This is a genomic window from Caballeronia sp. GACF4 (genome assembly GCF_023631025.1).
Lineage (GTDB): Bacteria > Pseudomonadota > Gammaproteobacteria > Burkholderiales > Burkholderiaceae > Caballeronia.
Map to the genome: position 1 here is coordinate 16400 of NZ_JALQDW010000009.1, position 22669 is coordinate 39068.

A 22669-nucleotide genomic window follows, 5' to 3' on the forward strand; every position below is an offset into this window, starting at 1 on the left:
TCGAAATGGTCGCGTTTCATGTTGCGGCGTTCGTTGGCGTTTGAGTCTTGAGCGTCTCTTTCAGGCGTGGGCGAGCGTCGCAAAGCGATCGAAATAATCGGGGAACGTCTTGTTCACGCACTTCGGATCGTTGATGCGCACCGGCACGCCGCCCAGACTCACGAGCGAAAAACACATGGCCATGCGGTGATCGTCGTAAGTATCGATCGCGGCGTTCGGCGTGAGTTCGGCGGGTGGCGTGACGACGAGATAATCCGCGCCCTCTTCCACCGTCGCGCCGACCTTGCGCAACTCGGTTGCCATCGCGGCGATGCGGTCCGTTTCCTTCACGCGCCAGCTAGCGATATTGCGCAGCGTGGTCGTGCCGTTGGCGAAGAGCGCGGCGACGGCAATGGTCATCGCCGCGTCGGGAATCAGGTTGAAGTCCATGTCGATGGGCGCGAGTTTGCCGTCGTCGGACTCGACGCCGCGCACTTCGATCCAGTCTTCGCCCATCATCACGTTCGCGCCCATGCGATTGAGCGCGTCGGCGAAACCGACATCGCCCTGGATGCTCGCCCGGCCCACGCCTTCCACGCGCACCGGACCGCCGCCGATCGCGCCCGCCGCCAGGAAATACGACGCGGACGATGCATCGCCTTCGACCATGATCGCGCCTGGCGACCGGTAGCCCGCGCCGGCCGGCACGGTAAAGCGCGCCCAGCCGTCGCGCTCGACCTGCACGCCGAAACGCTCCATCAGCCGGATGGTGATGTCGATGTACGGCTTCGAAATCAGCTCGCCTTCGACTTCGATGGTCACCGGCGCGTCACGCCCCTCGATCACCGGAAGGCTCATCAAAAGCGCGGTCAGAAACTGACTCGATACATCGCCGCGTACGCGGATGGGTTGGTCGATGGCGATTTTCGCCGCATGAATCTTGAGCGGCGGGAAGCCGTCGTTGAGCTCGTAGTCGATTTTCGCGCCGATCTGACGCAAGCCATCGACCAGATCGCCGATTGGCCGTTCGTGCATGCGCGGCACGCCATGCACGCGATATTCGCCGCCGTTGACCGCGAGCGCCGCCGTGAGCGGCCGCACCGCCGTGCCCGCGTTGCCGAGAAACAGCTCCGCCTTCTTCGACGGAAACGCGCCGCCCGTGCCGTTCACGATGACGCGTTCGCCGTCGTTTAGAAGCGTAACGCCGAGCGTTTGCAGCGCGGCGAGCATCACGCGTGTGTCGTCGGAATCGAGCAGATTCGTGATCTGCGTTTCGCCGCTCGCGAGCGCGGCGAGCAAAAGCACGCGGTTCGAGATGCTCTTCGAGCCGGGCAGCCGCACCGTGCCGGACGCGCGGGAGAAGGGTCCGAGATCGAGATGTTCCATGGTCTTTCCTTATTTCGCGGCGGGATCGCCGGACGTCTTGATGCTGCCGCGTTCCTGCCATTCTTTTCTGGCGACACGCGAACGCGCGAACGCCGCTTCGAGCGCCGCGCCGTCCGACGCATCGATGGCCGCGCGAAACCGTGCGAGCACGGCGGCGTAATCGTCGAGTTCGGCGAGCAGCGCGGCGCGATTCGCCACACAGATGTCGCGCCACATTTCCGGACTCGATGCCGCGATGCGCGTGAAATCGCGAAATCCGCCCGCGGCGAAAGAAAACTTCAGCTCGGCGTCGGGCGCTTCCAAAATCTGCTCGACAAGCGCGAACGAGAGCACGTGCGGCAGATGGCTCACCGACGCAAACACGCGATCATGCTGCGTCTCGCTCATGCGATGCACCGCCGCGCCGGTCGCGCGCCACATCGCGGCGATGCGGTCGACATCGGCCGGCGCGTTTTCGGCGAGCGGACAAAGCACGACGTTGCGATCCACGTAAAGGTCGGGCAAGGCGGCATCGACGCCGCTCGATTCGCGCCCGGCGATCGGATGCCCGGGCACGAACTGCGCGAGCTTTACGCCGAGCGCCGCGCGCGCCGCCGCGACGACGTCGCTCTTGGTGCTGCCTGCGTCCGTGACGATGGTCCGCGCTTCGAGCAAGGGCGCGATGCGCGCGAGCAGCGGTTCGGTCTGCGCGACGGGCGCCGCGATCAAGACGAGATCCGCGCCGTGCAACGCGCGCGCAAGCGCCGCGTCGTGGTCGAGCGCGACGGCTTCGTCGATCACGCCGAGTTCGAGCGCGCGTTCGACCGAGCGCAGCGAGCGTCCGACGCCGACCACGCGGCCTTCGATTCCCGCGCGCTCGCGCAACGCGCGCGCAAGCGATCCGCCGATCAGGCCGACGCCGAAAATAACCAGTTTATTGAAAGAGAATGCGTCCACGGAACATCGATAAGTGCGCGCCGTTCGACGCTGGAAAAATCGGCCGCTGCCCGAATCGAGCGGCGGCCCGCGAAAACTCGGGTCAACGCGCGCGCGGATAGGACCCGAGAATCTTCAGAAACGCGGCCTTGCGCCCGAGTTCATCGAGCGCGGCGGCGACGAACGCATCGTCGCGATGCCCTTCGATATCGATATAGAAGTAATACTCCCACGTGCCGGCGCGCGCGGGCCGCGATTCGAAGCGCGTCATGGAAACGCCGTGCTTTGCGAGCGGCTCCAGGAGCTTGAACATTGCGCCCGATTCATTGGTCACCGTCACGATGAGCGAAGTTTGATCGTGACCGCTCGGCCCCGTCGGTTCGCGACCGATGATCACGAAGCGCGTGCGGTTGTGCGGGTCGTCCTGAATCTGCGAATAAACGACGCCCAAGCCGTAATGCGTGGCCGCGCGGTCGCCAGCGATGGCCGCGACGGCCGGGTCGCCCACCGCGATACGCGCCGCTTCCGCGTTGCTCGAAACCGCCTGCCGTTCGAGCTGCGGCGCGTTCGCGGTCAGCCAGTGCTGGCACTGCGCGAGCGCTTGCGGATGCGCATAGACGCGCTTCACGCCTTCGAGCGTGCCGGACGCGGTCAAAAGATTGTGGTGAATCGGCAGCGCGAGTTCGCCGCCAATCAAGAGCGACGTTTCCAGCAGCAAGTCCAGCGTGCGCGACACCGCGCCTTCCGCCGAATTCTCGACCGGCACGACGCCATATTGCGCGGCGCCCGCTTCGACCGAGCGAAACACTTCGTCGATGGACGGACACGCGAGGCCCTCGATCGAATGACCGAAGTATTCGAACATCGCCTGTTCGCTATACGTGCCGACCGGGCCCAGGAACGCTGAACGGATAGTCTGTTCGAGCGCGCGGCTCGCGGCCATGATCTCGCGCCAGATCGCGGCGATGTGCGCGTCGGCGAGCGGGCCGTCGCTCATTTCCTGCAGACGCGCGATGACTTGCAGTTCGCGCTCCGGCCGAAACACGGGCGCGTTGAAATGCTTCTTCACTTCGCCGACTTCGAGCGCGACGGAAGCGCGCTGATTCAAAAGCGCGATGAGTTGCGCGTCGAGCGCGTCGATGCGTTCACGCAGCGGTTTGAGTCTTGAATTGAGATCGTCGTCCATGCGGTGCTTGGGGCAGAGACAGTTAAAGGAGCGATGAGGCTTACGCGCTGGTCCGCTCGAATTCCTTCATGTACTCGACGAGCGCTTTCACGCCCTCGACCGGCACCGCGTTGTAGATCGATGCCCGCATGCCGCCGACGGACTTGTGGCCCTTCAGTTGCAACAGACCGCGCGCCTTGGCGCCGGTCAGGAAATCGGTATTGCGCGATTCGTCGGCGAGGAAGAACGGCACGTTCATGCGCGAGCGCGCGTTCCGGTCGACCTTGTTGACGTAGAAATCGCTGGAATCGATGGTGTCGTAAAGCAACGTCGCCTTTTCGAGATTGCGCGCTTCCATGGCTTCCAGGCCGCCCTGTTTCTTCAGCCACTTGAAGACGAGGCCAGCGACGTAAATCGCGTAAGTGGGCGGCGTGTTGTACATCGAATTGTTCTCCGCGACGATCTTCCACTCAAATGCGGATGGGCAGATAGACAGCGCGCGGTCGAGCAGATCCTCGCGCACGATCACGACCGTCACGCCCGCCATGCCGATGTTTTTCTGCGCGCCGCCGAAGAGCACGCCGTACTTGGCGACGTCCATGGGACGCGAAAGAATGTGCGACGACGCGTCCGCCACGAGCGGAACGTCGCCGAGATCGGGAATTTCGAACGCCTCGACGCCGTCGATGGTTTCGTTCGTGCACAGATGCACGTAGGCGGGATCGTCCGAAAGCTGCCACTCGCTCAACGCAGGCACGCGCGTGAAGCCCTGCTCGGTCTTGCCAGTCGCCGCGAGATGCGGCGTGCAGTACTTCTGCGCTTCCTTGAGCGACTTGGTCGACCATGAACCGGTGACGACGAAATCGGCGGTCTTCTTCGTACCGAGCATGTTCATCGGCACGATGGCGTTTTCGCCAATGCCACCGCCCTGCAGAAACAATATGCGATGCGACGCCGGCACCTTAAGCAATTCCCGCAGATCAGTCAGCGCCGCTTCATGGATCGACGTGAACTCCGCGCCGCGGTGACTCATCTCCATCACGCTCATGCCGCTGCCTTGCCAATCGAGCATTTCATCGGCGGCTTGCTTCAACACTTCTTCTGGCAAGGCGGCCGGGCCGGCGGAGAAATTGAACACGCGCATCTGGAGATCCCGATTTGTCTCGTTCGACAGACGCGGAGCATGAAACGATGAGCTGAAAAGCTCGTTGTCCGCGCCTAAAAAAGAAATGGCTGCTTGCGCTTGCGCGCAAACAGCCATTATCGCACTGTCCTGAAAACCCGCCAATGCGCGAGCCTTCCAGACTATGCCACCGTGCTTACTTGCCCGGCTTGACGCTTGCCACTTCCTGGTCGGCTTGCGTGCGCGTTGCCTTGATGGCTTGCGGCATGTACTTCTGCATCAAACCATTGACCACGTCGCGACCAACTTGGTCTTGAACCTGAATGAACTTGCGGCCCGTCGTGCTCTTGTAGAACGAGGTCAGGTCCTTGATTTCATCGGTCGTGTAGTACTTCGCGTATGCGTCGTACTGAGCTCTCATTGCGTCCTGACGGAAGCTGTCAGTTGCGAACACCTGACCTGCCGAGTCAACCAGCTTCGGCACTGCGTTCTTTTGCAGCGTCGGAACGGCAGCTTGCTTCTGCTTGTCGTTCAGCGACTTGTTTTCCGACAGCGCGTCCGACAGGATTGCCGGGACGAGTTGCTTCGACTGCATTTGCGCGCTGTTGCCGATCGCGCCGACCAGCTTCTGCGCGTCGATCGCGTCGAGCAGGTCCTTGATCGCGGCTTGCTTGGCCGGATCAACCGGGGCTGCTGCGGCCGGTGCCGGAGCTGCCGCCTGGTTCGGCGCCTGGTTCTGAAGCGACTGAGCCATCGCGAAAGTCGGCACGAAAGCGGCCAGCAACATCCACTGCTTGAAACGTCCTTGCATCATTACTCCCTGTAAAAAATATCCAGTTCTGCACCGGCGACGAGCCTTCAGATTTTCGACGCTGGCTTCGCACATAACGAAGCACAGCGCCGACAACAGGCCCGAGTCGCGCAGCTTAACCAATTCAGGCTTTCAAAAGCGAATACGAGAAGCTTGCGTCACAAAAAATATCAGGCGTCTTCGCCGTTTTCATCATTTTCTGAGTCGCCCGGCGCGGCGGCGGAGCCGTTCGTGCCGGTGTCGCCCTCGTCGAGTGCTTCAGCTTCTGCTTCCACTTCGGCTTCCGCCTCCGCGATATGCTGCAGTCCCGACAACTTGGTGCCCTCGTCAAGGCTGATGAGTGTAACACCTTGAGTTGCACGCCCCATTTCGCGGATTTCGGACACGCGCGTGCGGATGAGCACGCCCGATGTCGTAATGAGCATGATCTCGCTTTCCGGCTCGACGAGCGTCGCGGCGACCACGCGGCCGTTGCGCTCGGAAGTCTGGATCGCGATCATGCCCTTCGTGCCGCGGCCATGGCGTGTGTATTCGTTGATCGGCGTGCGCTTGCCGTAGCCGTTTTCCGTCGCGGTGAGCACCGACTGGATTTCGTCGCCGGCCACGAGCATGGCGATGACCTGCTGACCGTCTTCCAGTTGCATGCCACGCACGCCGCGCGCTTCGCGGCCCATGGCGCGCACGTCGTTCTCGTCGAAACGTACCGCCTTGCCTGAATCGGAGAACAGCATGACGTCATGCGCGCCGTCGGTAATGGCCGCGCCGATGAGAAAGTCGCCGTCATCCAGACCGACCGCGATGATGCCCTTCTTGAGCGGACGGCTGAACGCTTCGAGCGGCGTCTTCTTGACGGTGCCGAGCGAAGTGGCCATGAAGACGAACTTGTCGGCCGAGAAGTCCTTGATAGGCAGCACGACGTTGATCTTCTCGCCTTCCTGCAGCGGGAACATGTTGACGATTGGCCGGCCGCGCGAATTGCGCGAGCCTTGCGGCACTTCGTAGACCTTGATCCAGTACACGCGACCGCGGTTCGAGAAGCACAGCATGTGATCGTGCGTGTTCGCGATGAAAAGCGTGTCGATCCAGTCGTCTTCCTTCATTTGCGTGGCCTGCTTGCCACGCCCGCCACGCTTTTGCGCGCGATACTCGGAAAGCGGCTGCGACTTCACGTAGCCGGTATGCGACATGGTCACGACCATTTCCTGCGGCGTGATCAGGTCTTCGGTGTTCAGCTCGGTTGCATTCAACTCGATACGCGAACGACGCTCGTCACCGAACTCGGCGCGTACCTGGCCCAGTTCTTCGACGATGATCTGACGGATACGCTCCGGCCGCGCGAGGATGTCGAGCAAGTCGGCGATCTGCGCCATCACGTCACGATACTCGGCGACGATCTTGTCTTGTTCGAGACCCGTCAGGCGTTGCAGGCGCATCTGCAGAATTTCCTGCGCCTGGACGTCCGACAGCTTGTAGAGCCCATCTTCCTGCAGCCCGTAGGCCGGATTCAGTCCTTCCGGACGATACGCAATACGCCCGCCCGTCGCCTCGGTCTCGGTGCGCGTGAGCATTTCGCGCACGAGCGAAGAATCCCACGGACGGTTCATCAACTCTTGCTTCGCCACAGGCGGGGTTGGCGCGGCCTTGATGATCGCGATGAATTCGTCGATATTCGCAAGCGCCACCGCGAGGCCTTCGAGCACGTGTCCGCGATCGCGCGCCTTGCGCAGTTCGTAGACCGTGCGCCGCGTGAGCACTTCCCGCCGATGCGACAGGAAGCATTCCAGCATTTCCTTCAGGTTCAGCAGCTTGGGCTGGCCGTCGACGAGCGCGACCAGATTCATGCCGAAAGTGTCCTGAAGCTGCGTCTGCTTATACAGATTGTTCAGAATGACTTCCGGCACTTCTCCGCGCTTGAGTTCGATCACGACACGCATGCCGCTCTTGTCGGACTCGTCGCGAATGTCGGAGATGCCCTCGATCTTTTTCTCGTTGACGAGTTCGGCGATGCGCTCGAGCAGCGTGCGCTTGTTCACCTGATACGGAATCTCGTCGACGATGATGGCCATGCGCTGGCCGCGGTCGATCTCTTCGAAGTGCGTGGTCGCACGCATGACGACGCGACCGCGCCCAGTGCGATAACCGTCGCGCACGCCCGCGACGCCGTAGATGATGCCGGCCGTCGGGAAATCCGGCGCCGGCACGATCTCGATGAGTTCGTCGACCGTCGCCTCAGGCGTGTTGAGCAGATGCAGACAGGCGTCGACGATTTCGCGCAGATTATGCGGCGGAATGTTCGTCGCCATGCCGACCGCGATACCGGCCGAGCCGTTGATCAGCAGATTCGGGATGCGCGCCGGAAGTACGAGCGGTTCGCTTTCGCTGCCGTCGTAGTTCGGGCCAAAGTCGACGGTTTCCTTGTCGATGTCGGCCAGCAGTTCGTGACCGATCTTCGCCATGCGGATTTCGGTGTAACGCATGGCGGCGGCGTTGTCGCCGTCGACCGAACCGAAGTTGCCCTGGCCGTCCACCAGCATGTAGCGCAGCGAAAACGGCTGCGCCATGCGAACGATCGTCTCGTACACCGATGCGTCGCCGTGCGGATGGTACTTACCGATCACGTCGCCGACGATACGCGCCGACTTTTTATACGCGCGATTCCAGTCGTTGTTCAGCTCGTGCATGGAATAGAGCGCGCGACGGTGTACGGGCTTCAGTCCATCGCGGACATCGGGAAGCGCTCGCCCGACGATCACGCTCATCGCGTAATCGAGATATGAGCGGCGCATTTCCTCCTCTAGGGAGATTGGCAGAGTCTCTTTGGCGAATTGATCCATTATCCGTGTCTTGAACTGTGCAGCAGCGACACAGCAGCGCGATCCGACGATTCGAAAACGTTACCTCGAGTTTCGCCCTCGCCCGCCGGCCGCGCGACCCGCGCCGGCCAGGCGCGTAAGCCATACGCTGCGGCGCTGCGAACGCAGCGCATCCAAAGATTCTAACATGCGCGACATCCGCGTCCGGAGGCTCGGCGTATACATAGTGTATGGGACGCTCAACCGCCGTTCCCGACCTTGAGGAACGAGGGATAGATGCACTTGTTCCAATTACTTACAAAAACCAGGGAACGTTTCACTGATTTCGTCACTTAGGCGGGCTATGATGCCGCCTCGTCGTTTTGCCAAAGCAGTACAAACCCGACGATAAAGATACGCAGATATTGGCTCGCGGGCACATAAAGTGCGCACGTTTCGCGCCTTCCGCGGCCAAGACCGGCTCCTGTCCCTTTCTTGTTGCGCATGCACCACATAAGGTTGCGGGCGCAGAGGGTGCGGGGATATTTTTATCGTTGCAAGGGAACGATATGGCAAAATGCCAACGCACAAAGTTAGACACTGCTCGAAGTCTACACAGCCGCGTTTTGTTCCGTAGGGAATGTTATACTCCGAGCAATGTATGACTTGTCTTTGTCTACAGGCTCGCAGTAAACCTGCGGTAATCTCAATTTCGAGAGGAGAAATATGAATAAACTTTCAAAGCTCGCGTTCATTGCAGCTACCGCAGTTATGGCTGCATCGGCCTCGGCGCAATCGGTGCCGGCCTCGCGACAAGCCGTGAACGACAACTGGGTGAACGGCACGGGCGAGTATGTGTGGATGAACGGCACGAACGAACTCTGCTGGCGCGACGCATTCTGGACCCCGGCCACGGCCAACGCAAAGTGCGATGGCGCTCTGGTCGCAGTCGCGCCGACGCCGCCCGCACCGGTCGCTCCGCCGCCCCCGGTTATCCAAAGCCAGAAGGTCACCTATCAAGCTGACGCTCTGTTCGACTTCGACAAGGCAGTTCTGAAGCCGGCTGGCAAGACCGCGCTTGACGATCTCGCATCGAAGATCGGCGCGCTGAACCTGGAAGTCGTGGTCGCTACCGGCTACACCGACCGCATTGGTTCGGACAAGTACAACGACCGTCTGTCGCTGCGCCGTGCGCAAGCTGTCAAGGCTTACCTGGTCAGCAAGGGCATCGAAGCCAACCGTATCTATACGGAAGGCAAGGGCAAGCGCAACCCGGTCACCACGGGCTGCAACCAGAAGAACCGCAAGCAACTCATCGCCTGCCTCGCACCGGATCGTCGCGTGGAAGTCGAAGTTGTCGGCACGACGCGTCAGCCGCAGTAATTGCGCTGATTGCCGCAGGATCGAACCCCCGCTTCGGCGGGGGTTTTTTTATGCCTGCGATTTTCGTGAATCTCCGTGAGATGCGCGCATCGAATAAAGCGCAATAACCGTGGCCCCGGCGCAGGCGGCCTCGAAGGCTATGGCACGGAACGAGCGAAGTTGTCGGCGACGCGTCACTTCAGCTTTTTGCCGCCCTTTTCCCGCGCCTATATACTCGATCCTTAACGATTCACGACTTGGAAGGGCAATTGAGAATATGACCAACGTCGATCCCCACGAACTGCAGAAATTTAGCGAGCTTGCGCATCGCTGGTGGGACCCGAACGCCGAGTTCAAACCGCTTCACGAATTGAACCCGGTGCGGCTCGACTGGATCGATGCGCACGCGCATCTGATGAGCAAGCAAGTGCTCGACATCGGCTGCGGCGGCGGCATTTTGTCGGAATCGATGGCGGCGCGTGGCGCGAAGGTCAAGGGCATCGACTTGTCGTCGAGTGCGCTTGGCGTCGCGGATCTGCATAGTCTGGAAAGCGGCGTGGAGGTGGCGTACGAGGAGATCGCAGCCGAAGCGCTGGCCGCGCGCGAACCCGCTTCCTACGACGTCGTGACCTGCATGGAAATGCTTGAGCACGTGCCGAATCCGGCGGGCACCGTTGCCGCGTGCGCCGCGCTGGTCAAGCCAGGCGGCTGGGTCTTCTTCTCTACGCTGAATCGCAACGCGAAGGCGTATATGTTCGCCGTGATCGGCGCGGAGTACATCGCGCGCATGTTGCCACGCGGCACGCATGACTACGCGCGCTTCATCAAGCCGTCCGAACTCGCTACCTTCGCGCGCACGGCGTCGCTCTTGCCGGTCGACATCAAAGGCATCACCTACCGTCCGTTCTCGCGCCACTTCGGGCTGTCTACTGACACGAGCATCAACTACATGATGGCCTGCCGCCGGGAAGCCTGACGCCATGATCCAAGAAGACCAGAACGGTGTTGTCCAGACGACGCCCCTGCCCGACGATCCCACCCCGCTGCCCCAGCGCGCCGCCGAGGGCGATTCGCTCGGGCTCTGCCAGGCCGTACTGTTCGATCTCGACGGCACCATCGCCGATACTGCGCCCGATCTCGTCGCGGCCGTCAACAAGATGCGGCACGATCGCGGACTTGAGATGCGCCCGCTCGAAACCCTGCGGCCTTACGCATCGGCGGGTGCGCGCGGGTTGTTGGGCGGCGCGTTCGAGATCAGCCCCGAGCATCCCGATTTCGCGGCGATGCGCGATGAGTTTCTCGCCAACTACGAAGCGGATTTGTGTATCGAAACGACGCTGTTTCCCGGCATCACCGAGTTGCTCGATCAGCTCGATGCACGCGGCGTGCGCTGGGGCATCGTGACAAACAAGGTGACGCGCTTCGCCGAACCGCTCGTCGCCCTGCTCGGACTGGATAAGCGGGCCGGTTGTCTCGTTTGTGGCGATACGACGGCGCATTCGAAGCCGCATCCCGCGCCGCTTCTGCACGCGGCCGAATTACTGGATGTGGCGCCGGAGCGAATCGTCTATGTCGGCGACGACTTGCGCGACGTTCAGGCAGGCTTTGCAGCCGGCATGATCACCGTGGCGGCGGCCTATGGCTATTGCGGCGACGACATTCCGCCGCACCGCTGGCACGCGACTCACGTAGTGGACACGCCAGAAGAACTGCAGCAATTGCTGCGCGATATCGCTTGAAAGTGGCCGCGGTTCGCCTCACATGGCTTTTCATGGGATAATCCCCGTTCTGCTTGGGGGCGACCTGGTTTCGACAGGGGTTGCGAAGCGGTCAGGGCATACCGAGGACCCGTCACCTCGTTAATCAATGGGAAAAACGTAACTGCAAACGACGAAACGTTCGCACTGGCAGCCTAAGGGCCGCCGTCCTCTCACTAACTTACTGACGGGTTAGGGTAGCAATACCACGAGAGGTCATATACGTCAGTTAAGCTTTGTCGGCGTCACGACGCCAAAGTCGAAAATTTAGTGAATCGCTGTAGCGAAGCGTGTTCGTCCGCGTTGCTACGGTTAAATCAAAAGATAGAACTAAGTATGTAGAACTGTTCGTAGAGTGCTTCTGGACGCGGGTTCGATTCCCGCCGCCTCCACCACCCCATTTGAAACCCGCGCATGCGAAAGCACCGCGGGTTTTTTCTTGCCACGGCTCGCCAACCCGCGCGAATAAGCGCATCCGCGAAACCAGTAGCCAAAAAAAAGCCCCGCGCGGGGCGGGGCAAACATCCTTGAGAGACGTAGCTCTGGCAGAGACAACCTCGGCTACGGACGAGAGAATAGTCGGCGGCCAGTACTGTTCGAATCAGAGCGGTCCTAAAACGCTGCCTTACGGCAGTTATCTTGATGCACGTAAGCCCGGCGCAAGGCGATGCCCTTCTGTGCCGCGAGATTGGACGCGTCAGCCCCATTCATGTTCGCTCGGCCACTGACCGATTTCTCGTTCGCACGGCAATCTTCTGCTTTATTCTGTCGACGATCGGCGCGTCGATAAGCGCTTACGGGGAAAGCATGCGCAGAAGCATAGCGAGACGGTGGATCGGCAATCTGATTCTTTCTTTGATGTGGGCGCTATGCGGCGCGCTCCTCCCGGCTGGCGCCCGCGCGGCCCCGCCCGTCGCCGATTGCCACGCGGGCACTCTCATTACGGTAGTCGCCCACCTGGACGACGATCTCCTCTTCGTGAATCCCGGCATCAGCGACAAGCTCGACGCCGGCTGGTGCGTGACGACGGTTCACCTGATCGGCGGCGCAAACGGTGCGAAGTTCGATTACGTCGTGCTTCGCGAGACCGGCACGAAGCTCGCCTATGCGCGCATGGCAGGCGTGCCGGACAAATGGCAAGAATCGACAGTGATGATCGCGGGGAAGCCCGTGCATCAGCTCGTGCTTGCGCAGCAGCCGCGCGTGAAGCTGCTCGAATTGCGGTTGCCCGGCGGCGGGGTGCGCGGCGGCAAGGTGCCGCTCGGTTTGCTGTGGGATCGCGGGCAGACGCTCAATACCTATCCGCTGCAAGCGGACGGCACCGGTTCGACCACTTACGACCGCGCCGCCCTTTCCGCGACGTTGCGCGCGATCCTCTCGCAAGCTACGGAAATCTACACGCTCAATCCGGATACGGTCGCCTTCATGGAGCATCCGGATCACATTCTCGCGGCGCGCATCACGCGTGTGGTTGCGCAGAGCCTGAAGCGCGATGTGCCGATCGGCTATCACATCACCTATCCGACGGGCGGCTTGCCGAAGAATCTCGACGCCGCGCAAACGCTGCGAAAGCGCGATGTCGTCGGCAGCTATTTCGCGATCGATGGCAACGACGCCGGTCACGTCTTCGGCGAGTACATGTGGGACGGCAACTGGGTCGCGCGCCGCTACTGGAGCATGGCCCATGCGAACGACGCCGGTCCGGAGTTCCAGCTGCGCCCGTTCCAGCTCGTCAACGAATACTCGAGCCGCTGCCTGACATCGGCCGGTGCGGGTAAGGCACCGACGCTCGCCGCATGCACAGGCGCCGCGACGCAAAACTGGTTCTGGCAACAGTTGCCCGCCGCGCCGGGCGCTAAAAACGATGCGCTCTTCGTGAGCGCGGCGACGCGCGGGTGTATCGCGGAACGGGAAAACGGGCTTGTCGAGGAAAGCTGCAAGCCGGAAAGCGCGGTACAGCACTGGACGCCGTGGGACTTCGGCTTCGTGTACACGCCGCTCGATCACTGTCTCGGCGAGAAAAACGACTTACTGACGGCAAGCCGCTGTTCGATGCTGACGGCGCAGTATCGATGGTCGCCGTCATCGCAAACGGTGTGGACGGACACGCGGCAGGAAGGCGCCCTCTTCGGCGACGTTCGTGGCGAAGGCCGCGACAGCACCGTGTATGTGCAGCGGCGCAAGGACGGGCCCGGCTTCAACGTATGGGTGGCGGAGATGTCGCGCTTCGACCGGGCGTCGCCGTGGTTTCTGAACGCCGTGCCGTTCGACCCGCAAGCCACCGCGCCGACCTGCAATGCCGATTCGCTTTGCTTCGACAGCGCGCGCTTTCTGTTGGGCGATTTCGATGGCGACGGCCGCGCCGATCTGATGGCGATCACGCCGCGCAACGGCGGCACCGCGTTCTGGCTTTTAAAAAGCGCCGGCACGCATTTCGAGGCGCCCCGTTTGTGGTTTCAGACGAGCGCGGCATGGACGCCCGAAATCGCGCAGCAATACGTGGCAGGCGATTTCAACGGCGACGGCCGCGCCGACGTGATGATCGCGCAGAAAAGCAAGGACGCGGGGCTCGACCTCTGGGTGCTGACGTCGGGCGGCGCGACGGCGAACGCGCCTGCGCTGTGGTTAAAGGCGAGCCAGTTGAGTCAGAGCGCGCGTTTCATGCCGGCTCGCGTCGCGCAATCGAAGCACGTGGGGCTTCTCGCGATCGAGAATATCGACGGCGCGCTCGCGCTCTCGCAATTCGCGAGTGACGGAAGCGCCTTCGCGCCGAGCTATCGCACGAACGTCTATGCGCAGTTGCGCGCGCCGTTCGCCAAGGTCGTGGCGGGCGATATCGATGGCGACGGCATCGACGATCTGGCCGTGCTCGAACCGCGTGGGGACAGCGCGAGCACGCGCGTCTTCACGATGAAAGGCGGCAAGGCGTTCGGCCCGGCCATCGAGACGACGACGCTCGCCGATACGTCCTACGCGGATTCAATGCCCGCAATCGCGCGCGTCACCGAACACGACGATCACGCCACGCTGGTGCTGTTCAAGCGCGCGAACGCGTTGCTCGGCGAGTTCTATTACACGGGCGGCGCGCCGAGTCTCTACGGCTACGAATTCGATACGGCGTTCAAGCTCGGGCCGGTGAAAATTTGGGGCGAATTGCCAGGGCTGTTTTCCGAGTCGCTGTGGCTCAAGACGCTGGCTTACTGGGGGCAGTGAAAGCGCGTTCGTCGTCACCAAATCAAACGCGCCGACCGGGCAACCGATGCGGCGCGTACTTGTTCAACAAGCCGACGCTCAACTAAGGCCCACGCGCAAGTTCAGAACGTCCCGCGCGATCGCCAGATACTTGTCCGCCGTGCTCTGCAGGGTCAGGCCGTTGAGCGGGCGCGTCGCGCGCGGCTGATTGAGCGCATCGAGCAAGGCGTGGCCGTAGGCGTCGCTGTCGGCGGTATCGAGTAATTGCACGCCGGGAAAACCACCCGCGAAGGCGAACGATGCAATCGCGCTCGCGACCACCGGAATGCCCGACGCCAGCGCCTCCAGAAAGCCGATGCTATGCGCCTCGAAGCTCGAGGGCATCGCAAACACGCTCGACGCCTTCAGAATCTGCGCCACGTTCATCTGCGGCCCTTCGATCTTCACGCGATCGCCAAGACCGAGCTTCGCGACTAGATCGACGACCGCCTTGTGATAGTCGAGATTTTCGATGACACCGCACAGCAGCAGTCGCGCATCCGGCTCGGCGCGCGCGACGCGCGCGAACGCTTCGACCGTCTGCAACTGATTCTTCTCGGGAATGTAGCGGCCCACCTGCACGATCTGCTTGGCGGCCACGGGAATGGACGGTTGCGCGTCGTCGGCGAAACGGGAGACATCGACGCCGTTGGGCACGACGATCATCGAAGGATGCAGCCCGATTTCCTGCACGTAGTTGTCGATATTCTTCTGCGACACGCCAATCACCGCCTTCGCCCGGCTCGACAGCAATCGCTCGGCGCGCAAAAGCGCCCGGTTCGCGAAATCGTTCGCGCCGGAGTGCATGACCCAGACGATCGGCACCCGCGTCGGCAAGGCGCGAACGTAGAGCGCGGGAATGGTGGCGTGCGCGAAGATGATGTCGGGCTTGAACTGACGGATCGCGCGATGCAAGAACAGCAAGCGTCCGAGCTTGCCAGGGTTTTTCGTCGGGAAAAGGCAGATCACGCCGTGCGAACCGAGTTCCGCGCTGATGTGTTTGAAGTCGTCGTGTTCCGGCATCAGCGATGCGATGCAGACGTCGTGGCCCGATCGCTGATGCCCGATCGCGACGCCTTTGGCAAGCACTTCGGCCCCGGATAGTCGGGGCGCCAGTATGACCTGGAGAATACGCATTTTGCAGTCCCTCGGCTGATCCGAAGTGCGCTCAGTGGCCACACGCTTTGCCCAAAGTATCGTGGTCCCCGTCGCCGCCCGCCGGTTCGCATCATCCGGCGGCCAGCGCACTTCCTGTTTTTTGTGTTTTATGACTAATGAGCCTTGCCCACGCAAAACAGCACACGGGAGCACGCCGTCATAAGGTACTCCGGAGGTCATACCAAACGCCCGCCATCACATAGCGTTTTTCAGTCGATGCGTAAGACGTTGAAAGTGCACGTGTGACTGCGCGCACACGTCCTGCCGCGTCGCGTCAGTGCAAAGCGGTTTCGGCACGAAGTAAGAGGAAGATTTTGCTGCAACCGCACACGCTGTCCGGCATTCGGCAATGCGGTCGCAAAAGTGAAATGGCGATCAGTTGGTGCCGTCCTTCGGGCACTTCAGATTGCAGCCGTCCGGGTCGCCGAGGTCGCCGCGACGGCGCATGGGCGAGCTGCCCTTTTGATACTTATCGGTTGGCGCGGAAGCCGCAAACTGCATTTGCGGATGCTCGTTGAGGCGGAATTGGTCTTGCAGCACGCCGCCCGGCACGCCAGGCGAATTCTGGGCAAACGCAACGGGAATCAGATAGAACGCACCGGCGACGAGCGCAGCGGTGGTGGAAGCGAGCAACGTAAGTTTCATGGCGGAATTTCGCGCGGGACAGCCGCGTCTGGAACAGGGTTGAGTCGACAGCAAAGCGTTAGGTTAACCCAATTCACCGCCGCCAGCAGTTTCTTCCGGGCCGGCATCTTCTTACCGTTCGTTTCTCCCGCGCGCGTCGGCGCGTGTCTCAACCGCGCAAGCCTTCTTCGATATCGACGAGCGAGCCGCAACGCGCCGGGTCGTAACCTTCCAGATGCGCCACGCTGTCGTTGAACGCGTCGCTGCGTAGCACGCGCAATACGGTGGCAAGCCGCGCCTCGTTGAGCCGCGCGCGTTCGCATGCGAAGAAGTAGTCCTCGTCGATGATCGGAATGAAGTCGAGCGCGAAGTGCTGCGCGGCGGGCTGCACGCCAAAGCCCAAGTCGGCCATGCCGCTTGCGACGAACGCGGCGATGGCCGAATGCGTGAGTTCGGTGGTCGCGTAACCGTTGATCTGATCGGGATCGACACCGACGCCGCGCAAGGACAAATCGAGCAGCATGCGCGTGCCCGAGCCCGGCTGACGATTCACGAAGCGCACGTCGCTGCGCGCGAGATCGCGCAGTCCCGTCACGCGCTTTGGGTTGCCCTTCGGCACGAAGAGGCCCTGCGTGCGCCGCGTGAGCCGAATGAGTTGATGCTTGCCCGCATCGAGATAAGGACGATAGCTCTCCGCACACGTCGCGCGAAACGGGCCGATCGGCAGATGAAAGCCCGCCAGTTCGCACTCGCCGCGAGCCAGCGCACTCACGGCTTCGTAACTTTCGCGGTATTTGATGTCCACCGGCACGCGCTGTTCGCCGAGCGCGTGCACGAGCGTCGCGACCGCGTAGCCGTGCGATGCATGAATGCGCACTTGCGCGAGACCACTGGCGAGTTTGCGATTGAGTTCATTGGCGACATCGCTTGCGACGGACTGCAACGGCGTTTCGAGCCGGTCGCCGCAAACGCGCTGCGCACGCAACACGGACTCGCCAAGTTCCGACAAGACCGACCCGCGTCCGCGCGATTTTTGGATCAGCGCGCCGCCCAGCCGCGCCTCGATTTCGCGCAACAAACCCCACGCATGCCGATAGGACAAACCCTTAGCGCTCGCGGCATTCGCGATGCTGCCAGTCTGAGAGACGAGCTTCAAAAGCGGCACAACCGCGCTCAGGCTGGTCTCCCGGCCATCGGCGTCGCGGAGGATGAGTTCGGCGCGGCATTCGACATCGACCATATGCATTGCCCCTTCCTATTGCCAAGATATATCACGACGCCTATTGTTCTTCTACCTGCTCGGTGCTTACGATTATATGATCGAAATATGCACTAATAAAACATATACCGAGCGTTGGAGGAGCCCCATGACACACACGCAGCCGTTGTCCGCCGCTGCCGCTGAAGACCTCGTGCGCCGCCATGCCGTGCACGACGCCACCTTGATGACCATCCTGCATGCCATCCAGGACGAAACCGGCTTCGTGCCGGAGGAAATCGTCGCGCCGCTGGCGCGCGTCCTGTCGCTGTCGCGTGCGGAGGTTCACGGCACGATCACGTACTACCATCACTTTCGAAGCGCGCCGCCCGCGCGCGTGACCGTGCAGTTGTGCCGCGCGGAAGCGTGCCGCAGCATGGGCACCGAAGCGCTGAAGGATCACATCGAAGGGCATACCGGATGCCGTTTCGACAGCGGTCATGCCGAAGGCACCGAGCTCGAATCGGTGTATTGCCTCGGCCAATGCGCGCTGTCGCCGTCGATGATGATCAACGGCGAGATTCACGCGCGCGTCACGCCGCAGAAGTTCGACCGTCTATACAAGGCAGCGAGCGAACAAAGCCAGAAGACAGAGGTGACGGCATGACGCGCATCTACGTTCCCTGCGATTCCGCCGCGCTCGCATTGGGCGCGGACGGCATCGCGAAGGCCATCGAAAGCGAAGCGGACAAGCGCGGCATCGACGTGCAGATCGTGCGCAACGGTTCGCGCGGCCTCTTCTATCTCGAACCGCTCGTCGAAGTGGAAACGCCGCAAGGGCGCATCGGTTATTCGAATGTCGATGAAGACGATATCGCCGCCCTCTTCGATGCCTCTTTCCACGAAGGCGGCGTCCACGCGAAGAACGTCGGCCTGGTGGACGACATTCCGTACCTCAAGAAGCAGCAGCGGCTGACGTTCGCGCGCATCGGTATCACGGACCCGCTTTCTATCGACGATTACACCGCGCTCGGCGGACTCGCGGGCCTGCGCCAAGTGCTCGACATGAACGGCGACGCGGTGTGCGAAGCGCTCGTCGATTCCGGCCTGCGCGGACGCGGCGGCGCGGCATTCCCCGCCGGCATCAAATGGAAGACCGTGCGCGGCGCGTATGCGGACCAGAAGTACATCGTCTGCAATGCGGATGAAGGCGACTCCGGCACCTTCTCCGACCGCCTCGTCATGGAGAGCGATCCGTTCATGCTGATCGAAGGCATGATCATCGCGGGCGTGGCGACGGGCGCGACCAAGGGCTACATCTACGTGCGCAGCGAGTATCCGCATGCCATCGCCACCCTGAATCGGGCGATCGAGCGCGCGCGCGATGCCGGCTGGCTAGGCGCGAGCGTGCTCGGCACCTCGCATGCGTTCGACCTGTACGTGGCGAAAGGCGCGGGCGCGTATGTCTGCGGCGAGGAAACGGCGTTGCTCGAATCGCTCGAAGGCAAGCGCGGCATCGTGCGCGCGAAGCCGCCGGTGCCCGCGCTCGTCGGTTTGTACGGCAGGCCAACTGTCATCAACAACGTCATCACGCTCGCCACCGTGCCGATCATCTTTGCGAAAGGCGCGGCGTTTTATCGCGACTTCGGCATGGGACGCTCGCGCGGCACGCTACCCTTCCAGCTCGCGGGCAACGTCAAGCAAGGCGGACTCGTCGAACTCGCGTTCGGTGTGAGCCTGCGCGAACTGATACATGAATACGGCGGCGGCACGGCGAGCGGCCGTCCGGCGCGCGCGGTGCAGGTGGGCGGTCCGCTCGGCACGTATCTGCCGGAAAGCCAGTGGGATATTCCGCTCGACTACGAGGAATACGCAAAGGTCGGCGCAGTGGTCGGCCACGGCGGTCTCGTGATCCACGACGACACCTCGAACCTCGCCGAACTGGCGCAATACGCGATGCACTTCTGCGCGCTCGAATCGTGCGGCAAGTGCACGCCGTGCCGCATCGGCTCGACGCGCGGTGAAGAGGTCATCGGCAAGATTCGCGACGGCGATACGTCGGTGAAACAGATCACGCTGCTGCGCGAACTGTGCGACACCATGGTCGCCGGCTCGCTCTGCGCAATGGGCGGCATGACGCCGTTCCCGGTGCTGTCCGCGCTCGATCACTTTCCCGAAGATTTCGGGCTGCCCCGCACGCCCGCCCGAAAAGCGGCCTAAAGCAAGGGAGACAAGAACATGTCCAACACCATCAACGGCTGCGGCTCGGGCAATTGCGCATGCAAGAGCGCGGCCTCGGTTCAGCGCCGCGACCCGTTCGACGAAACCGATTACGGCACGCCGCTGCGTCACGCGGATATCGACGTGACGCTGGAAATCGATGGCCAGGCGGTCACGGTGCCGGCGGGAACGTCGGTGATGCGCGCGTCCATCGAAGCGGGCATCAACGTGCCCAAGCTCTGCGCCACGGATTCGCTCGAACCGTGGGGTTCGTGCCGCCTGTGTCTCGTCGAGATCGAGGGCAAGCGCGGCTATCCGGCTTCGTGCACGACGCCCGTGGAAGCGGGCATGAAGGTCCGCACGCAGACCGACCGGCTGCAGTCGCTGCGCCGCAACGTGATGGAACTCTACATTTCCGATCACCCGCTCGATTGCCTCACCTGTCCCGCCAACGGCGATTGCGAACTGCAGGACATGGCGGGCGTGGTCGGCTTGCGCGAAGTGCGTTACGGCTACGAAGGCGCGAACCATCTGAAGGACAAGAAGGACGAATCGAATCCGTACTTCACTTACGATCCGTCGAAGTGCATCGTCTGCAATCGCTGCGTGCGCGCGTGCGAGGAAACGCAAGGGACGTTCGCGCTGACCATCGCCGGGCGTGGTTTCGAATCGCGCGTGGCGGCAAGCGAAAACGTGCCGTTCATGGAGTCGGAGTGCGTGTCGTGCGGCGCATGCGTCGCCGCGTGCCCGACCGCGACCTTGCAGGAAAAGACCGTCATCATGCTCGGTCAGGCGGAGCATTCGGCCATCACGACGTGTGCGTATTGCGGCGTCGGCTGCTCGCTCAAGGCCGAGATGAAAGGCAACACCGTCGTGCGCATGACGCCGAACAAGAACGGCCAGGCCAACGAAGGCCACGCGTGCGTGAAGGGCCGCTTCGCGTGGGGTTATGCCACGCACAAGGATCGCATCAAGAAGCCGATGATCCGCGCGAAGATCACCGACCCGTGGCGCGAAGTGTCGTGGGACGAAGCGATCAACTACGCGGCAAGCGAATTCCGCCGCATTCAGGACAAGTACGGGCGCGATTCCATCGGCGGTATCACCTCGTCGCGCTGTACCAACGAGGAAACCTATCTCGTGCAGAAGCTCGTGCGCGCGGCGTTCGGCAACAACAACGTCGATACCTGCGCGCGCGTCTGCCATTCGCCGACCGGCTACGGCCTCAAGTCCACGCTCGGCGAATCGGCGGGTACGCAGACGTTCGCGTCGGTCGAGAAATCCGATGTCATCGTCGTGATCGGCGCGAATCCCACGGACGGCCATCCGGTCTTCGGCTCGCGGCTGAAGCGGCGCGTGCGTGAAGGCGCGCAACTGATCGTGATCGACCCGCGCCGCATCGATATCGTCGATACGCCGCACGTGAAGGCATCGCATCATCTGCAATTGCGGCCGGGCACCAACGTCGCGATGGTCAACTCGCTCGCACATACCATCGTGACCGAAGGACTGGTCGATGAACCCTTCGTCGCCGCACGCTGCGAAACGCGCGCGTTTCAGCAATGGCGCGATTTCGTCTCGCTCGAAGAGAACTCGCCCGAAGCGATGGAGGCCGTCACGGGCGTGCCCGCGAAACTCGTGCGCGAAGCCGCGCGCGCCTACGCGAACTGCGGCAACGGCGCGATCTACTACGGTCTCGGCGTGACCGAACACGCGCAAGGCTCGACCACGGTCATGGGCATCGCCAACCTGGCGATGGTTACGGGCAACGTGGGCCGCGAAGGCGTCGGCGTGAATCCGTTGCGCGGACAGAACAACGTGCAGGGTTCGTGCGACATGGGCTCGTTCCCGCACGAGTTGCCGGGCTATCGGCATATCAGCGATGCCGCGACGCGCGCCCTCTTCGAGGAAGCCTGGGATGTGAAGCTGCAGCCGGAACCGGGTCTGCGCATTCCGAACATGTTCGATGCCGCCGCGCACGGCACCTTCATGGGCCTTTATTGTCAGGGCGAGGATATCGTCCAGTCGGACCCGAACACGCAGCACGTCGCCGACGCGCTCTCGGCGATGGAATGCATCGTCGTGCAGGACATCTTCCTGAACGAAACGGCGAAGTACGCGCACGTTCTGCTGCCAGGCTCGACGTTCCTCGAAAAGGACGGCACCTTCACCAACGCCGAACGCCGCATCTCGCGCGTGCGCAAGGTCATGCCGCCGCTGCCTGGTCTGGGCGACTGGGAAGTGACCATCAAGCTCGCGCGCGCACTTGGCTACGAGATGAACTACACGCATCCGTCCGAGATCATGGACGAGATCGCGCGACTCACGCCCACGTTTCACGGCGTGTCCTACGAGAAGCTCGACGAGCTCGGCAGCATTCAGTGGCCGTGCAACGAGCGTGCGCCGGAAGGCACGCCGACCATGCATATCGACGAATTCGTGCGCGGCAAGGGACGCTTCGTCATCACCAAGTTCGTGGCGACGCCGGAGAAGGTCACGCGCAAATATCCGTTGCTGCTGACGACCGGGCGCATTCTGTCGCAGTACAACGTCGGCGCGCAGACGCGTCGCACCGAGAATTCGCAGTGGCACGACGAGGACCGTCTGGAGATTCATCCGGTCGATGCGGAAGATCGCGGCATCAAGACGGGCGACTGGGTTGGTATCGAATCGCGTGCGGGACAAACCGTGCTGCGCGCGAAGATCACCGAGCGCATGCAGCCGGGCGTCGTCTACACGACCTTCCACTTCCCGGAATCCGGCGCGAACGTGATCACCACGGACTCGTCGGACTGGGCCACCAACTGTCCTGAATACAAGGTCACGGCGGTGCAGGTCATGCCGGTGGAACAACCGTCGCAATGGCAAAAGGAATATTCGCGCTTCAACACGCAGCAGCTCGAACTGCTCAACATGCGCGATGTCGCGGCGACTACGGGGAAATGACG

General features: G+C 62.3%; 16 protein-coding genes and 1 other RNA gene. 8 read left to right on the top strand and 9 right to left on the bottom strand.

Annotated features, from left to right (window positions below; translation table 11 throughout):
- Positions 1-60: 60 nt before the first annotated feature.
- The 6 genes from aroA to gyrA all read right to left on the bottom strand — a co-directional run bounded on the left by aroA (position 61) and on the right by gyrA (position 8213).
- Positions 61-1365: a 3-phosphoshikimate 1-carboxyvinyltransferase gene (aroA, locus tag NCR40_RS09945; protein WP_250509355.1), complete on the bottom strand. Its 1305-nt coding sequence runs from the start codon at positions 1363-1365 to the stop codon at positions 61-63.
- 9 nt (positions 1366-1374) lie between these two features.
- Positions 1375-2301 carry a prephenate dehydrogenase gene (locus NCR40_RS09950; RefSeq protein ID WP_250509356.1) on the bottom strand — a complete coding sequence of 309 codons (927 nt, stop codon included), beginning with the start codon at positions 2299-2301 and terminating at the stop codon, positions 1375-1377.
- Positions 2302-2383: 82 nt separating this feature from the next.
- Complete coding sequence (gene pheA / locus NCR40_RS09955; RefSeq protein ID WP_244825924.1) at positions 2384-3466, bottom strand: prephenate dehydratase; 1083 nt, start codon at positions 3464-3466, stop codon at positions 2384-2386.
- A 40-nt stretch (positions 3467-3506) separates the two neighbouring features.
- On the bottom strand, positions 3507-4589 hold the full coding sequence (gene serC, locus NCR40_RS09960) for a 3-phosphoserine/phosphohydroxythreonine transaminase (protein WP_250509357.1): 1083 nt from the start codon (positions 4587-4589) through the stop codon (positions 3507-3509).
- A 175-nt stretch (positions 4590-4764) separates the two neighbouring features.
- Positions 4765-5379 (bottom strand): DUF2059 domain-containing protein, encoded by a 615-nt coding sequence (locus NCR40_RS09965; RefSeq protein ID WP_250509441.1) that lies wholly within the window; start codon positions 5377-5379, stop codon positions 4765-4767.
- 170 nt (positions 5380-5549) lie between these two features.
- Positions 5550-8213 (bottom strand): DNA gyrase subunit A, encoded by a 2664-nt coding sequence (gene gyrA / locus NCR40_RS09970; protein WP_244825926.1) that lies wholly within the window; start codon positions 8211-8213, stop codon positions 5550-5552.
- A 684-nt stretch (positions 8214-8897) separates the two neighbouring features.
- Between gyrA and ompA the strand changes: the two genes are divergently transcribed.
- From ompA to NCR40_RS09995, 5 genes are all read left to right on the top strand, one after another.
- A complete protein-coding gene (gene ompA / locus NCR40_RS09975) occupies positions 8898-9554 on the top strand; it encodes an outer membrane protein OmpA (protein ID WP_244825927.1) in 657 nt (218 codons plus the stop codon).
- A gap of 256 nt (positions 9555-9810) precedes the next feature.
- Entirely contained in the window at positions 9811-10509 is a 699-nt protein-coding gene (gene ubiG / locus NCR40_RS09980) for a bifunctional 2-polyprenyl-6-hydroxyphenol methylase/3-demethylubiquinol 3-O-methyltransferase UbiG (RefSeq protein WP_244825928.1), read from the top strand.
- Positions 10510-10513: 4 nt separating this feature from the next.
- Positions 10514-11272, top strand: a complete 759-nt coding sequence (gene gph / locus NCR40_RS09985) for a phosphoglycolate phosphatase (RefSeq protein ID WP_250509358.1) — start codon at positions 10514-10516, stop codon at positions 11270-11272.
- Positions 11273-11327: 55 nt separating this feature from the next.
- Positions 11328-11685: a transfer-messenger RNA gene (gene ssrA, locus NCR40_RS09990) on the top strand.
- A 412-nt stretch (positions 11686-12097) separates the two neighbouring features.
- Entirely contained in the window at positions 12098-14503 is a 2406-nt protein-coding gene (locus tag NCR40_RS09995) for an FG-GAP repeat domain-containing protein (protein WP_250509359.1), read from the top strand.
- A 78-nt stretch (positions 14504-14581) separates the two neighbouring features.
- On the opposite strand, the gene NCR40_RS10000 is transcribed toward NCR40_RS09995, so the two are convergent.
- The 3 genes from NCR40_RS10000 to NCR40_RS10010 form a co-directional block, all read right to left on the bottom strand.
- Positions 14582-15658, bottom strand: a complete 1077-nt coding sequence (locus NCR40_RS10000) for a glycosyltransferase family 4 protein (protein ID WP_244825931.1) — start codon at positions 15656-15658, stop codon at positions 14582-14584.
- Positions 15659-16054: 396 nt separating this feature from the next.
- Positions 16055-16324: a hypothetical protein gene (locus NCR40_RS10005; protein ID WP_244825932.1), complete on the bottom strand. Its 270-nt coding sequence runs from the start codon at positions 16322-16324 to the stop codon at positions 16055-16057.
- Between the two features lie 148 nt (positions 16325-16472).
- Positions 16473-17543, bottom strand: a complete 1071-nt coding sequence (locus NCR40_RS10010; protein ID WP_250509442.1) for a substrate-binding domain-containing protein — start codon at positions 17541-17543, stop codon at positions 16473-16475.
- Positions 17544-17670: 127 nt separating this feature from the next.
- Here NCR40_RS10010 and NCR40_RS10015 point away from each other — a divergent pair, with 127 nt between their 5' ends.
- The 3 genes from NCR40_RS10015 to fdhF are packed head-to-tail and all read left to right on the top strand — an operon-like array spanning position 17671 to position 22667.
- The gene (locus NCR40_RS10015) at positions 17671-18168 is read left to right on the top strand and encodes an NAD(P)H-dependent oxidoreductase subunit E (protein ID WP_250465330.1); all 498 of its coding nucleotides are present in this window, start codon (positions 17671-17673) and stop codon (positions 18166-18168) included.
- A complete protein-coding gene (locus tag NCR40_RS10020; RefSeq protein ID WP_250509360.1) occupies positions 18165-19721 on the top strand; it encodes a formate dehydrogenase beta subunit in 1557 nt (518 codons plus the stop codon). Before NCR40_RS10015 ends, NCR40_RS10020 begins: the two co-directional genes overlap by 4 nt.
- An 18-nt stretch (positions 19722-19739) precedes the next feature.
- Positions 19740-22667, top strand: coding sequence for a formate dehydrogenase subunit alpha (fdhF, locus tag NCR40_RS10025; RefSeq protein WP_250509361.1), 2928 nt, complete (start codon positions 19740-19742; stop codon positions 22665-22667).
- Positions 22668-22669 lie beyond the last annotated feature (2 nt).